This is a genomic window from Mycobacterium sp. ACS1612, from assembly GCF_001667505.1.
GTDB lineage: Bacteria > Actinomycetota > Actinomycetes > Mycobacteriales > Mycobacteriaceae > Mycobacterium.
Genome location: NZ_LZHZ01000066.1, coordinates 51,284 through 65,274, shown reverse-complemented (window position 1 = coordinate 65,274; position 13,991 = coordinate 51,284). Strand labels below are relative to the sequence as shown.

At 66.2% G+C, this 13,991-nt stretch carries 15 protein-coding genes; 7 read left to right on the top strand and 8 right to left on the bottom strand.

Annotated elements, in window-relative coordinates:
* Positions 1–292 precede the first annotated feature (292 nt).
* The 3 genes from A5724_RS28335 to A5724_RS28325 are packed head-to-tail and all read left to right on the top strand — an operon-like array spanning position 293 to position 2,644.
* Positions 293–1,057: an SDR family NAD(P)-dependent oxidoreductase gene (locus A5724_RS28335; RefSeq protein ID WP_067810161.1), complete on the top strand. Its 765-nt coding sequence runs from the start codon at positions 293–295 to the stop codon at positions 1,055–1,057.
* Positions 1,054–1,794, top strand: coding sequence for an SDR family oxidoreductase (locus tag A5724_RS28330; RefSeq protein WP_067810160.1), 741 nt, complete (start codon positions 1,054–1,056; stop codon positions 1,792–1,794). Before A5724_RS28335 ends, A5724_RS28330 begins: the two co-directional genes overlap by 4 nt.
* Before the next feature lie 13 nt (positions 1,795–1,807).
* Positions 1,808–2,644 (top strand): SDR family oxidoreductase, encoded by an 837-nt coding sequence (locus A5724_RS28325; protein WP_067810159.1) that lies wholly within the window; start codon positions 1,808–1,810, stop codon positions 2,642–2,644.
* Positions 2,645–2,661: 17 nt separating this feature from the next.
* On the opposite strand, the gene A5724_RS28320 is transcribed toward A5724_RS28325, so the two are convergent.
* Genes A5724_RS28320 through A5724_RS28305 form a run of 4 tightly spaced genes read right to left on the bottom strand, consistent with a single transcriptional unit; the run spans position 2,662 to position 6,731 of the window.
* The gene (locus tag A5724_RS28320) at positions 2,662–3,429 is read right to left on the bottom strand and encodes an enoyl-CoA hydratase/isomerase family protein (protein ID WP_067810158.1); all 768 of its coding nucleotides are present in this window, start codon (positions 3,427–3,429) and stop codon (positions 2,662–2,664) included.
* 32 nt (positions 3,430–3,461) lie between these two features.
* Positions 3,462–4,550 carry an acyl-CoA dehydrogenase family protein gene (locus tag A5724_RS28315; RefSeq protein ID WP_067810157.1) on the bottom strand — a complete coding sequence of 363 codons (1,089 nt, stop codon included), beginning with the start codon at positions 4,548–4,550 and terminating at the stop codon, positions 3,462–3,464.
* Entirely contained in the window at positions 4,537–5,349 is an 813-nt protein-coding gene (locus A5724_RS28310) for an acyl-CoA dehydrogenase family protein (protein ID WP_067810156.1), read from the bottom strand. Before A5724_RS28310 ends, A5724_RS28315 begins: the two co-directional genes overlap by 14 nt.
* Positions 5,334–6,731, bottom strand: coding sequence for a class I adenylate-forming enzyme family protein (locus tag A5724_RS28305; RefSeq protein ID WP_067810155.1), 1,398 nt, complete (start codon positions 6,729–6,731; stop codon positions 5,334–5,336). Before A5724_RS28305 ends, A5724_RS28310 begins: the two co-directional genes overlap by 16 nt.
* A gap of 103 nt (positions 6,732–6,834) precedes the next feature.
* Here A5724_RS28305 and A5724_RS28300 point away from each other — a divergent pair, with 103 nt between their 5' ends.
* A complete protein-coding gene (locus A5724_RS28300; RefSeq protein ID WP_067810154.1) occupies positions 6,835–7,149 on the top strand; it encodes a 2Fe-2S iron-sulfur cluster-binding protein in 315 nt (104 codons plus the stop codon).
* On the opposite strand, the gene A5724_RS28295 is transcribed toward A5724_RS28300, so the two are convergent.
* The 4 genes from A5724_RS28295 to A5724_RS28280 are packed head-to-tail and all read right to left on the bottom strand — an operon-like array spanning position 7,137 to position 11,181.
* Positions 7,137–8,192: a CaiB/BaiF CoA-transferase family protein gene (locus tag A5724_RS28295; RefSeq protein WP_067810153.1), complete on the bottom strand. Its 1,056-nt coding sequence runs from the start codon at positions 8,190–8,192 to the stop codon at positions 7,137–7,139. The two genes, A5724_RS28300 and A5724_RS28295, sit on opposite strands and share 13 nt — an antisense overlap.
* A gap of 28 nt (positions 8,193–8,220) precedes the next feature.
* Positions 8,221–9,177 carry an LLM class F420-dependent oxidoreductase gene (locus tag A5724_RS28290; RefSeq protein ID WP_067810151.1) on the bottom strand — a complete coding sequence of 319 codons (957 nt, stop codon included), beginning with the start codon at positions 9,175–9,177 and terminating at the stop codon, positions 8,221–8,223.
* Position 9,178: 1 nt separating this feature from the next.
* On the bottom strand, positions 9,179–9,604 hold the full coding sequence (locus A5724_RS28285) for a cobalamin B12-binding domain-containing protein (protein ID WP_067810149.1): 426 nt from the start codon (positions 9,602–9,604) through the stop codon (positions 9,179–9,181).
* Positions 9,604–11,181 carry a methylmalonyl-CoA mutase family protein gene (locus tag A5724_RS28280; protein ID WP_067810147.1) on the bottom strand — a complete coding sequence of 526 codons (1,578 nt, stop codon included), beginning with the start codon at positions 11,179–11,181 and terminating at the stop codon, positions 9,604–9,606. The genes A5724_RS28285 and A5724_RS28280 overlap by 1 nt, the downstream gene beginning before the upstream one ends.
* Before the next feature lie 189 nt (positions 11,182–11,370).
* Here A5724_RS28280 and A5724_RS28275 point away from each other — a divergent pair, with 189 nt between their 5' ends.
* Genes A5724_RS28275 through A5724_RS28265 form a run of 3 tightly spaced genes read left to right on the top strand, consistent with a single transcriptional unit; the run spans position 11,371 to position 13,981 of the window.
* A complete protein-coding gene (locus A5724_RS28275; RefSeq protein WP_067810145.1) occupies positions 11,371–12,192 on the top strand; it encodes an NAD(P)-dependent oxidoreductase in 822 nt (273 codons plus the stop codon).
* Complete coding sequence (locus A5724_RS28270; protein ID WP_067810143.1) at positions 12,189–13,682, top strand: class I adenylate-forming enzyme family protein; 1,494 nt, start codon at positions 12,189–12,191, stop codon at positions 13,680–13,682. Before A5724_RS28275 ends, A5724_RS28270 begins: the two co-directional genes overlap by 4 nt.
* Entirely contained in the window at positions 13,679–13,981 is a 303-nt protein-coding gene (locus tag A5724_RS28265) for a hypothetical protein (RefSeq protein WP_067810142.1), read from the top strand. The genes A5724_RS28270 and A5724_RS28265 overlap by 4 nt, the downstream gene beginning before the upstream one ends.
* The last annotated feature ends 10 nt before the right edge of the window (positions 13,982–13,991 follow it).

Below are 13,991 nucleotides of genomic sequence, written 5' to 3'. Positions count from 1 at the left end.
GAACCCATGCCGCCCCATGCCGTGCGCCGGTCGCGGCAACCGGACGGCCGAGCGAACAGCCGCTGCCGCCGGCGGTGATGGCCGCGTGGCGGGCCACGACACCTCCGCCATAGCTGCCCTCGCCGAGGGTCACATCGTCGATCGGCGCGCTGCCGACCTGGGACACCGCTGCACCGACGACGTGTTCTGTCAACCGATAGGCGTCGGTGACGGCGTCAAACATGGGTATCTCCGATCTGATGAGAATGCTATTCTCAGTTGCGAGAGTGCCAGTTGCAAGAAGGGGAACCACATGCAAATCGCAGGTAGCTCGGCGATCGTCGTCGGTGGGGCGGGTGGCCTGGGTGAGGCAACCGTGCGGCGCCTGCACGGCGCGGGGGCCAAGGTGGTGGTCGCCGACCTGGCCGACGACAAGGGCAGGGAGCTCGAGAGTGAGCTGGGCGTGCGTTATGTACGCACCGACGCCACCTCGGAGGAGTCGGTCAACGCGGCCATCGCGGAAGCGGCGGCGCTCGCGCCGCTGCGCATCTCCGTCGACACCCATGGCGGCCCGGCGGGCGGCGGGCGTCTGGTCGGCAAGGACGGTTCACCACTGAGCATGGAGGCCTTCGAGAAGACGATCACCTTCTACCTGACGGCGGTGTTCAACGTGATGCGGTTGACGGCCGCCGAGATCGCGAAGTCGGAGCCGCTGGAAGAAGGTGGCCGCGGGGTCATCGTCAACACCGCGTCGATCGCCGGTTATGAAGGTCAGATCGGTCAGCTCCCCTACTCCGCCGCAAAGGGCGGCGTTCTGGGTATGACGCTCGTCGCGGCACGTGACTTGTCCCCGTTGGGAATTCGCGTCGTCACCATCGCACCGGGAACCATCAATACGCCGGCCTACGGGAAGGCCGCCGACCAACTCGAGCAGTACTGGGCCCCGCAAATTCCGTTCCCCAAGCGCATGGGCCGGTCGACGGAGTACGCGCAATTGGCGCAGAGCATCATCGAAAACGACTATCTCAACGGCGAAATCATTCGTCTCGACGGGGCGCTGCGGTTCCCGCCGAAGTGAGCCTGGCGGGGAAGGTCGCGTTCATCGGCGGTGCCAGCCGCGGCATCGGCGCGACGATCGCCGAGGCACTGGCACGCGAGGGCGCCGCGGTGGCCGTCGCGGCCCGCTCCGAACGCGAAGGCAAGGTGCCCGGCACCATTCACACCGTGGCCGAGCGGATCACCTCTCGCGGCGGGAAAGCGTTGCCCGTGCAGTGCGACGTCACCAACGAGGCATCCGTCGAAGCCGCTGTCGCGCACACAGTTTTGGAGTTCGGCGGCATCGACGTGCTGGTCGCCAACGCGGGCGTGCTGTGGCTCGGCCCGATCGAGTCCACACCGCTGAAGCGTTGGCAGCTGTGTATGAACGTGAACCTGACCGGGGTGTTCCTGGTGACGCGGGCCGTGATCCCGCATGTAAAGGCGCGCGGCGGCGGGTCGCTGATTGCGATCACGACAACCGGAGTCGGCATGATCGAGCACGGCGCCAACGCCTACTGGGTGTCCAAGGCCGGCGTCGAGCGGTTGTATCTCGGTCTGGCCGCAGACCTTCGGCCCGACAACATCGCGGTGAACTGCCTGAGCCCGTCGCGCGTCGTGCTGACGGAGGGCTGGCAGGTAGGCAGCGGTGGCATGCAGATTCCGCCAGAGATGGTCGAGCCACCTGAGGCAATGGCGAATGCCGCTCTGCTGCTGGCGCAACAGGATTCCGGCGGCATAACCGGTACCGTTGCGCGGTCGGAGGAAGTCGTCGCATGAGAAGGGCGCACGAATGAATCAGGTGTCGGTGATCACCGGTGGCGCAGGCGGAATGGGCCTGGCCACGGCCAAGATAGTCGGCCGAACCCGCACGGTGATCCTTTGCGACGTCCGGCAGAACAAGCTCGACGATGCGGCCGCCACGCTTACCGGCCTTGGGATTTCGCCGATCATCGTCAACTGCGACGTCACCGACCGGCAGGCAGTGGGCCATCTGTTCGAGACCGCGTCCGGCATCGGCACGATCGCCTCGGTGATCCACACCGCGGGCGTGAGCCCCAGCATGGGCGACGCCGACTACATGATGCGGACCAACGCGGTCGGCACGGTGAATGTCAACGAGGCGTTCTTCGCGTCTGCCGGCGCGGGTGCTGCGATCGTCAACGTGGCGTCGATGGCGGCCCACATGCTGCCGGAGGAAATGATTCCGACAGGCAATTTTTCGCTGGCCCTGCGGGACGAGGCCGCCTTCATGGGCCAGATGATTTCGGCCTGCGGCGTCGTGCCCGAGGAGATGCGTTCGGGGATCGCCTACGCCGTGAGCAAGAGCTTCGTCCGGTGGTACAGCGCATCGCAGGCCGAACGGTTCAACGGCCGCAGCCTGCGCATCGTCTCGGTGTCGCCGGGGTCCATCGACACCGAGATGGGCAGGCTCGAGGAGCAGGCCGGCGCGGGTGCGATGATCGCCGACGCCGCGGTCCCACGGTGGGGCACCGCGGAGGAGATGGCCGAACTGCTGGCCTTCTGCGCCGGCGACAAAGCCGGCTATCTCACCGGCACCGACATCCTCAACGACGGCGGAGTCATCGCCTCGATGAAGGAGCGCGCCACGCGGAGCGCCGCCACCTAGGCGCGAGGAGAGGGCGCCTACTTGCCCTTCGCGATCAGGCCGTCGACGATCTTGTTGAAATCAGCCGTGCCGAACGACACATATTCCGAGAGGTTGGCGTAGTCCAGCGACGCCATCACCGACTTCTCCAACTGCAGATTCATCAGCCGCTTGGTGGCTTCCACCGCCTGCTGCGGCAACTCGAGCAACTTCTTGGCGCACGCGATCGCCTCGGCCAACGGATCCTCGACCACATGGTTGGCCAGCCCCAGCTCGACGGCCCGTTGTGCCTTGATCCGCACGCCGGTCAACGCGAATTCCTTGGCCTGCAGCAGGCTGATCTGCGAGCCCCACACCAGCGGGCCACCGTCAGCGGCCACCAGACCGATCTGCACATGCGGGTCGGCGAAGTGCGCGGTCTCGGCGATGTAGACGACGTCGGACAGCGCCGCCAGGCTGCAGCCGAGTCCGACGGCTGGGCCGTTCACCGCGGCGATCACCGGGATGCGGCACCGCACCATGCCGATGACGATGTCTCTGCCGTGTTTGATCGTCTTCTGACGCAACGCTTCGTCGTTGCGAAGCTCGTTGAGATAGTTGAAGTCGCCACCCGCTGAGAACGCCCGGCCCGCGCCGGTGATGACCGCCGCCCGCGCGTCGGCGTCCTCGTTGAGGGCGTCCCAGAGCTTAGCCAAACCGACGTGCAGAGCGTCGTTGACGGCGTTGAGCGCATCGGGTCGGTTCAGTGTGATGATGCGCAGTGCGCCGTCGGCAGTGACGTCGATTTCCTCTGGCATGTCATACATTCGGGGCTCTCCCTTCTTCGCGCGAGCGCTCATCACACTCCCAATCCGAGAATGCGCGATGCGATGATGTTCTTCTGGATCTGACTGGTGCCGCCCATCACGCTCTGTGCGCGGCTGTACATGTACGCGCCGAACAACTCCGGGTCGCTGGTGCCGACCGTCTTCAGTGCGGCGTGGCCGACGGACTGCTCAACCCACGTCATCAAGAGCTTGTCAAGTGAGCCCTGCGGGCCGTGCGTGATGCCGTCGAGTTGCTCGGACAGCCTCCTGCGCACATGCAACCGCAGCATCTCCGTCTGCACCCACGCCCAGGCCAATTCCTCCGGCGGGTTGCCGTCGACACGGGAGGCCAACTGCCGCACGAGTTTTCCGTAACGCGCCGAGAAGCCCAGCGTCGACGGCTCACGCTCGTGGCTGACCACGGTCATGGCCAGCTTCCAGCCCTCACCGGGTGCGCCCACCATGTTCTCGGCGGGCACCCGCGCACCGTCGAAGAGCACCTGCCCGAATTCGTTGGTCACACCGCTGATCATCTTCAGCGGCCGCTGCTCGACGCCCGGTTGGTGCATCGAGATGATGAACGCCGAGATGCCCCGGTGTTTGGGCGCGTCCTTGTCAGTGCGGGCCAGCAGCAGACACCAATGGGCCACATCCGAGTAACTGGTCCAGATCTTGTGCCCGTGGATGACGTACTCGTCACCCTCGCGGGTCGCAGCGGTGGTCAACGACGCCAGGTCCGACCCCGCCCCCGGCTCGCTGAAGCCCTGGCACCACCGCTCCGAACCGTTGATCATGCCGGGCAGGAACCTGTCCTGCAGTTCCTTGCTGCCGTGATGACCGAGGCCGACGACAAGGTAGCCCAGGCTCGGGCGGGCGGGTGCGCCGGCTTTCGCGATCTCTTCGTCGACGATCACGTCGTAGACCGGCGGCAAGTCCTGGCCGCCATATTCTTTCGGCCACGACGTGCCGAAGAACCCGGCCTCGTACAGCGAGCGATGCCAGTCGCCCTGCTTGGCCCAGTACTCGTCACCCGAGGTCGGAAACTTGCCCTTCTGGTCCGCCAGCCAGCCACGCAGCCTGTCGCGGAACGCTGCTTCGTCCGGCGAGTCACGAAAATCCAATGCTCAGCTCCTCCAGCTTCACCGGCCAGATTTCGGTGGCGGCCAGTACGCGGCGCAAATACACGTGCGCGAGGCATTCCCACGTGTTGCCGATGCCGCCGTGTACCTGGATCGACGTCTCGCATACGGTCAATGCCGCACGGGCGCAGTAGATCTTGGCCACCTTCGCGGCCTCGATCGACTCCGCAGCCGGCAGTTCGTCGACCGCCCACGCGGCGTGGCGCGACACGCTGACCGACCCCTCGATCAGCGCCAGGCTCTCGGCAAGCAAGTGGCCGACGGCCTGATACGACCCGATCGTTGCGCCGTACTGTTCGCGGACCTTGGCATAGTCGACTGCCAACGCGTGCACCCCGCGCGAGGCGCCCACCAACTCGGCGCAAGTGACCGCGAGCGCCAGCGCACGCCAACGCCCCACGTCGTCCTTGGACAACTCGCTCAGCCCGACAGGCGACTCCACCGCTCCGGCAAGGCTTCCCGTCAGATCGACGGTCGGCGGTGTCGCGGCCGGGACCGACGGCTGCACACCGAGCCGCTGCAGTTCGTCAGCGAGTACCGGTCCCACGAACGGCACGTCGACCAGGCCCCGCGCGAACTCCTCGGCGACGATGGCGACTTCCACCCCCGACGCGCCGTCAGACCGGAGCGTGCGAAACCCCGTCCCCGCGACGGCCTTCTCGAGTCTGGCGATCCGGTTCGAATCATCGAGGTCGGCAACTGATCCCGGGCCCAGATCGTCAGCCAGTTTGGCCGCCGCCTCCCGCAGCTGCTGCTGTTCAGCAGTCAGACGGACGTCCACAGCCGCTCCTTCAACACTCGACGCAACACCTTTCCCGATGGCAGGCGCGGAACCTCATCGACGAACACCACGCGGCTGGGCCGCTTGTAGGAGGCCAGCCGGTCGGCGACGAGGCCGATCAGCTGCTCCGCCTCGACCGGCCTGTGCGCCTTGACGGCGGCGACGATGGCCTCGCCGTTGACCGCATCGGGTATGCCGAACACCGCGCAGTCGTCGACCGCCTCGTGCCCGTGCAGCACCGCCTCGATCTCGGCGGGCGCCACCTGGAATCCCCGCACCTTGATCATCTCCTTGGCGCGATCGGTGATCCGCAGCCAGCCATCGGCGTCCAGGTAGCCGACGTCGCCGGTGCGGTACCAACCGTCCGAAAATGCCTGTGCCGTTGCCTCACTGGGCAGATAGCCGGCCATCACGGAATCCGAGCGCGCCTGTATCTCGCCGACCGCCCCTGGCGACAGTGGTGAACCGTCGTCGAGAGAAACGATCCGCACGCGCACCCCCGGAACCGGCCTGCCGACCGTGTCCAGGCGCGCGCCCTCGATCTGATTGCACGCGATGACCGGCAACTCGGTGGTGCCGTAGGCGGTCACCCAGTTGACCGCTGCCCTACTGGTTATCGCCTCTGCGATGCTCTGCGTCACGGGCGTCGCGCACCACATGATGTAGCGCAGCGACGACAGATCGTGACGTTCCAGCTCGGGATGCGCAGCGAGGGCCAAAGCGATTGGCGCTACTGCCATCTCGATGGTGATCCGGTCCTCTTCGATATGGCGCAGCATCAGATCGATGTCGAAGCGCCGGTGCAGTCGCAGCCACGTGCCGGTATCCAACGCCATCATGATGTTCAGCAGCCCGAGGATGTGGGACGGCGGCGTCATGATCTGGATGCGGTCGGCCGCGGTCAAGTGCAGCGCGTCGCGCCAGTGGCGCACCGCGACGGCGAAGGATCCGTGAGTGTGACGCACCGCCTTCGGCAGTCCGGTCGTCCCCGAGCTGAACACGAACAGCGCATCGCTCGAGGGGTTCGGCGCTTCGAAGGGGCGCTGCCCCGGTCCGATCGCCTCGTCGAGTGACAGCATCGGCATCGCCTCGGCCAGCACCGGATGGTCGCCCACCGCGTGCGAGGGCCCCGTCAACGTCAGCGCGTTGTCGACCTCGGTTCGCTTCCACGCCGGACTCAACAACACCGCCGCCGCCCCCAGCCGCCAGATCGCCCACATCGCGATCACGAACTCCGGTCGATTCGACGACATCAGCGCCACCCGGTCGCCCGCCCGCACACCGCGGTGTTCCAGCACGGTGGCCAGTCCGTTGGCGAGAGCGTTGAGTTCGCGCAGCGTGTACTGACGTTCCTCGAATGCGAGCGCGGTCGCCTCACTCACACGCTGTCCTTACCCGGGCCCAGTGGTACACGCTGAGAATAGCGTATCACTTATCGAGAATGGTATTCTCGGAATATCAGAACCCATATGCCAGGAGAGGCTGATGACGGCAGAACCGATGCCGCCCGCACCGCCCGATGCAGGCGGCCAGGTGACGATCGTCCTCGATCGCAAGAAGGTGTCGGTGCCCCGGGTGGCGAACGAGACACTTCTGGAAAGTGCCAGGCGCGCTGGACTGTCCCCGCCGTTCTCCTGTGAAGCCGGCAACTGTGGCACCTGCATGGGCAAGCTCACCGAGGGCAGCGCCACGATGCGCGTCAACGACGCCCTCGAGCAGGACGAGGTCGACGACGGGTACGTGCTGACCTGCCAGGCGGTTCCGGATACCGATTCGATAAGCGTCACCTACGACGATTGAGCCGACGCAGCGCCGTGCTCGTCGAGACGTGGCGCAGGGCGGTATTCGGGCTCGTATCCCGCGATGTGGATCGGGCTGCCGACCAGCTTGAACTCCCCCGCGGTGACAAGTGCCCCCGGCGTCGCCTCCAACGCCTCGGGCAGGCTGCGCACGGCCGCTACCGGAATTCCCAAGGCTTGCAGCCGAGATTGCCAACTTGCCGCGGTATCGGTGGCCAGCGCGGCCGTGACGACGGCGAGCACCTCGTCACGACGGGCAGCGCGTTCGGCCATCGTCGGGAAGCCGTCGATCTTCGCCTCTTGAGCGAACGCGTTCCAGAAGGCGTCGTGGGTGATGAATAAGGCGAGATAGCCGTCTGCCGTCGGAAAAAGTTGTGCGGGAACGTAATACGAATGCGCGCCGAACGGGTAACGCTGCGGTGCCGCGCCGTCGTTGAGATATGCCGACGCGCGATAGTTCAACTGGGACAGCATGACGTCGCGCAGCGACACGTCCACCTGCCCCCCGCGGCCAGATACGATCTGCGCGAGCAGGCCGAGCGCCGCGGCCAAACCCGTCGAGTTGTCGGCCGACGAGTACCCGGGCAGCGTCGGAGGGCCGTCGGGATCGCCGGTCATCGCCGCCACACCGGTGGCCGCCTGGATCACGTAGTCGAACGCCGGGTCGTCACCGCCGTCGAGGCCGAAACCGGTCATCGCGACGCAGACGATCCGCTCGTTGTACTGCCGCAGCGCGTCGTACGTCAGGCCGAGCCGCTTGATGGCCGACGGCTTCATATTGACCAGCAGCGCATGCGAATCCGCGACGAGTTCACCCAGCCGCTGCCGGCCGGCATCGGACCGAAGATCCAGGCACACGCTCTGCTTGTTGCGGTTCAGGCTGGCGAAGTAGCTGTCGCTGACCTGCCGGGAGATCTCGCCGCCCGGCGGTTCGATCTTGATGACTTCGGCGCCGAGATCGGCGAGCAGCATCGTCGCGTAGGGGCCTGCCAGCATCACGCCGACCTCGAGGATGCGAATACCGGAAAGCGGGCCTTGGTTCATCTGTTCTCTCGGCTCTTCGCGCAAGCGCTCATCGCACTTCGTTGGCCAGCTGTGAGATCACCTCGCGTGTGCGGTATTTCGAGGCGATCAGTTCATCGCGATTCTCGCCGATAGGCAACAGCCGGACTGAGAGGTCGGTGACACCGGCGTCGGCGAAGCTCCGGAATCGCGCGAGGATTGCCTCTTCGTCGCCGGCGGCGGTCAGGTCGCCGACGTCGCGGGCGTCGCCCCGATCGAGCAGCTTCTGATAGTTCGGTGACGTCTCCGCCTCGGCGAGAATGCGATTGGCGCGTTCCTTGGCCGCGTCGATCTCGGAGTTGGCGCACAGGCACACCGGGATGCCTGCGATGATCCGCGGCCCCGGGCGACCCGCGTTGTCGGCGGCCTTGGTGATCCGCGGGGCGATGTGATCGCCGATCGCCCGCTCGTCGGCCATCCACAACACCGTGCCATCGGCGAGTTCGCCTGCGATCTGCAGCATCACCGGGCCCAGCGCGGCAACGAGCACCGGCATCGGCGTCTCCGCGCCGAGCACAGTCGGGTTGTGCACGGTGAACGTGTCGTTCTCCACGTCGACGTCACCCGGACCCGCCAGCGCCTTGTTGAGCACCTCGAGATAGTCGCGGGTGTATGCCGCCGGCTTCTCATACGGAATGCCGAGCATGTCACGGACGATCCAGTGGTGCGACGGCCCGACACCGAGCGCAAGTCTCCCGCCGGTACCCGCATGCACGGACAGCGCCTGGCGTGCCAGCGCGATCGGATGCTGCGCCTGCAACGGCACCACTGCGGTGCCCAGTTCGATCCGGGACGTGCGCGCACCCATCAACGAAACCATGGTCAGACAGTCGAAATCGTTGGGCACCTGCGGCATCCATGCGGTGTCCAACCCCGCGGCTTCTGCCCAGTCGATGTCATCGAGCAACTTGGAGACCTTGCGGGCCATGTCCCCGCGCTCGGCCCCGATCATCACGCCAAGCCGCATCTCAGTCGACCCTCTCGGAAGTCAGCTTGCGAACCTCGTCGACCAGCGTGTCCAGCGGTGTCCCGGTCGGGAACACCGCCGCCGCACCGGCATTCAACAGTTTTTCGACGTCACCCTGCGGGATCGTGCCGCCCACCACGACGGCGATGTCGCCCGCGTCAGCCGTCCGCAATGCCTCGACGGTGCGCGTCGTCAGCGCCACGTGCGCGCCGGACAGGATCGAAAGGCCAACTAGCGCAACGTCTTCCTGCAGGGCGATCGACACGATGTCCTCGATGCGTTGCCGGATGCCGGTGTAGATCACCTCGAACCCCGCGTCGCGCAACGTGCGGGCGACGATCTTCGCGCCGCGGTCGTGACCGTCGAGGCCCGGCTTGGCGACAAGCACGCGCGCCGGGCGGGCCTGGGCGGGAGCAGATTCTGCCATCAGAACACCACCGGTTGCTGGAACTCGCCCCACACGGCCTTGAGCGCGGAAACCATCTCGCCGACGGTGCAATACGCTTTTGCACAGTCGATCAGCTTGTGCATCAGGTTGTCGTCGCCTTCCGCCGCACGCGACAGCGCGGCAAGGCTCGCCGCCACCGCATCGGAATCCCGCTCGGCCTTGACCTTGGTCAGCCGCTTGAGCTGAAGGTCACGACCCTCAGCATCCAGTTCATACGTGGCGATTTCGGGTGGCGGCTCGTCGGAGACGAACTTGTTCACACCGACGACCGGACGCTTGCCCGACTCGACCTCCTGGTGGATCTTGAACGCCTCGTCTGCGATCAGACCCTGTAGATAGCCGTCCTCGATGGCGCGCACCATGCCGCCGTGTGCGTCGAGATCACCCATGATCTCGACGATCTTCTGCTCGGTGGCGTCGGTGAGCGCCTCGACGAAGTACGAACCGCCCAATGGGTCGGCCACCTTCGTCACCCCGGTCTCGTAGGCCAGGATCTGCTGCGTGCGCAACGCGAGTGTCGCCGACTCCTCACTGGGCAACGCGAACGGTTCGTCCCACGCCGCGGTGAACATCGATTGCACGCCGCCGAGCACCGCCGCCATCGCCTCGTATGCCACCCGCACCAGGTTGTTCTGGGCCTGCGGCGCGTACAGCGACGCACCGCCTGCCACACAGCCGAACCGGAACATCGACGCCTTGTCCGTCGTCGCACCGTAGCGCTCGCGGACGATGGTCGCCCACCGCCGACGGCCGGCCCGGTATTTGGCGATCTCCTCGAAGAAGTCGCCATGCGTGTAGAAGAAGAACGAGATTTGCGGAGCGAACTGGTCGATGGTCATCCGGCCGCGCTCCACCACGGTGTCGCAGTACGTGACACCGTCGGCGAGCGTGAACGCCATCTCCTGGATCGCGTTGGCACCGGCGTCGCGAAAGTGCGCGCCCGCGACCGAGATCGCATTGAACTTCGGCACTTCGGCCGCACAGAACTCGATGGTGTCGGCGATCAGCCGCAGCGACGGCTCCGGCGGCCAGATCCAGGTGCCGCGCGAGGCGTACTCCTTGAGGATGTCGTTCTGGATGGTGCCGGTGAGCTTCTCCCTCGGCACCCCCTTTTTCTCCGCCGCGGCCACATAGAACGCCAGCAGGATCGCGGCCGTGCCGTTGATCGTGAAGCTGGTGCTGATCTCGTCCAGCGGGATGCCGTCGAACAGGATCTCGGCGTCGGCCAACGTGTCGACCGCAACACCGACCCGGCCGACTTCCTCCCCGTACTCAGGGTCGTCGGAGTCGTACCCGCACTGGGTCGGCAGATCGAGAGCCACCGAGAGGCCGGTGCCGCCCTGGTCCAGCAGATAGCGGTAGCGGCGGTTGGATTCCTCGGCGGTGCCGAAGCCCGAGTACTGCCGAAACGTCCACGTCTTACCGCGGTACCCGGTCGCGAAGTTCCCCCGAGTGAACGGATAGGTGCCGGGCGCAGGCGGATCGGCGGCCCGGTCGGCCGGACCGTAGACCGGCTCGAGCGGAAGGCCGGAGGGCGTCTGTACAGGCTCGGTCATCACTGGATAACGTACTTGCAGAAAATGAGAATGCCAATACCGCTCGGCGGAAACGCGCACGGAGCCACGTACGTGGTGGAAGCGTTTCCACCGCCAAAGGGCCGGTACACAGCGATTATGAGACTTGCCTAGAATGAGAATGCCAATTCCAATCGGGTAGCATCCGGGTAACGCACCGCGAGGAGGCCCATGTCCAAGTTCACTGACCGCACGCTCGTCGTCTCGGGCGGCAGTCGCGGCATCGGGTCGGCGATCGCGCTGGCCGCCGCAAAACGGGGCGCCAACGTGGTGCTGCTGGCCAAGACGGCCGAGCCGCATCCCAAACTGCCCGGCACCGTCCACACCGCGGTCGCCGAGGTCGAGGCGGCGGGCGGCAAGGGCGTCGCGGTGGTCGGTGACGTGCGCAAGGAAGAAGACGTGCAGCGCGCGGTCGACACCGCGGTCGCGCACTTCGGCGGCGTCGACGTCGTGATCAACAATGCCAGCGCGATCGCGACCGAACCGACCGAGGGACTGTCCGCCAAGAAGTTCGACCTGATGATGGACATCAACGTGCGGGGGACGTTTCTGCTGACGAAGGCGGCGCTGCCGCACCTTCGTAAGTCCGCCAACCCGCATGTGGTGACGCTGGCGCCGCCGCTGAACATGAACCCGCACTGGCTGGGCGCCCACCCCGCGTACACGCTCTCGAAGTACGGCATGACCCTGTTGTCGCTGGGCTGGGCCGCCGAACACGCCGAATCGGGCATCGGGTTCGCCTGCCTGTGGCCGCAGACCTACATCGCGACGTCGGCGGTGGCCAATCTGGCCGACGGCACGCTGATGCCCTCGTCGCGCAGCCCGGAGATCATGGGCGACGCGGCGGTCGAAATACTGTCCCGCCCGCCCGGGAAGGTGAACGGCAGATGCTTCATCGACTCGGCGGTGCTGACCGAGGCCGGTGTCACGGACCTTTCCCGCTACGGCGGTGGCGACAACCCGATCCTTGATATCTTCGTCGACAAGTCATGAGTATCTCGTTGCTGCTGGAGATGGCAGCGTCGTCGAACCCGGACCGCACCGCGGTGGTGGCCGGCGAGATCCGGCTGACCACAGCGGAACTGAGCGAGCTCGCTGACGGGGGCGCCGGCGTGATCGCCGCGTCCGGTGCGCAGCATGTGGCTTACGTCGGAACCGGTGGCGCGATGTTGCCGCTGCTGCTGTTCGCGTCCGCGCGCGCGGGGGTGGCGGTCACGCCGCTGAACTACCGGCTCAGCGAGGACGGCTTGCGGCAGTTGATCGACCGCCTGCCCACCCCGCTGGTGATCGCCGACGCCCAGTACCGCGACGTGGTCGCCGGTTCGGGTAAGCAGGTGATCACTTCCGACGAATTCACCGCGGCCGCAAGGACGGCCGAGCCCGCTGCCGAGTTCGCCGACCCCGACGACGTGGGCGTGGTGTTGTTCACTTCAGGTACCACGTCGCGCCCCAAAGCCGTTGAGCTGACCCACAACAACCTCACCAGCTACATCACCGGAACTGTGGAGTTCGACTCGGCCGAACCCGGCGACGCCGCATTGATCTGCGTGCCGCCGTATCACATCGCCGGTGTCAGCGCGGCGCTGTCGAATCTGTACGCCGGCCGAAAGATGGTGTACCTGCCGCAGTTCGACGCCACAGAGTGGGTCCGGTTGGTCCACGACGAGGGTGTCACATCGGCGACCGTGGTGCCGACGATGCTGGACCGCATCGTGTCTGCACTGCAGGCGCAGCCCGTCGACCTGCCCACCCTGCGCACCTTGGCCTACGGCGGTTCCAAGGTCGCTCTTCCATTGGTACGCAAGGCACTTGGCTTGTTGCCGAACGTCGGTTTCGTCAACGCGTACGGCCTCACGGAAACCAGTTCGACGATCGCGGTGCTCACCCCCGACGACCACCGGGAAGCGTTGGCCGCCGAGGATGAGGCGGTGGCCCGGCGACTGGGTTCGGTGGGTCAACCGGTGCCGAGCATCGAGGTGCAGATCCGTGGCGGCGACGGTGCCGTCCTCGGGCCCGGCGAGACGGGCGAGTTGTTCGTGCGCGGCGAGCAGGTCTCGGGTCGGTACACCGACATCGGTTCGGTGCTCGATGCCGACGGTTGGTTCCCCACCAAAGACGTTGCGATGCTTGACGAAGGCGGCTACCTCTTTATCGGCGGACGGTCCGACGACACCATCATCCGCGGTGGCGAGAACATCGCTCCCGCCGAAATCGAGGACGTGCTGGTCGAGCATCCCACGGTGCGCGACTGTGTGGTCGTGGGCCCCGAGGACCCGGAATGGGGTCAGATCATCGTCGCGGTCGTCGTGCCGGCCGACGGCGCGCAACCCGATCCCGACGAACTGCGCGCACACGTGCGTGCACATCTGCGCGGATCACGCACCCCAGATCGCGTGGTGTTCCGTGATGAGTTGCCGACGAATGCGACCGGCAAGGTGCTGCGGCGGGAACTGATGGACCAAATCCGAAGGAGTTCAGCATGATCAAGAACGGCACCCGGCTGCAGAGCCAGGTCTGTGACACCCAGGTGATCATCGTGCGCAGCGACGACAGCCTCGACGACTTGCGGGCAGGTGGCGTTCCGATGGTGCCACTGGACGGCGAGAAGGCGGCGGACGCCACAATCGATCCGGCGTTCTCGGGCGGCAATGTGATGGGCAAGCGCTACGTCGACGAGAACGGTGCCGAGGTGCTGGTGACCAAGGCGGGCGCGGGGACGCTGAGCATTGGCACCACCGCACTGAATCTAAAGGAAGCCAAGCCGCTGCCTGCCAGCGACTGACACTATGGGC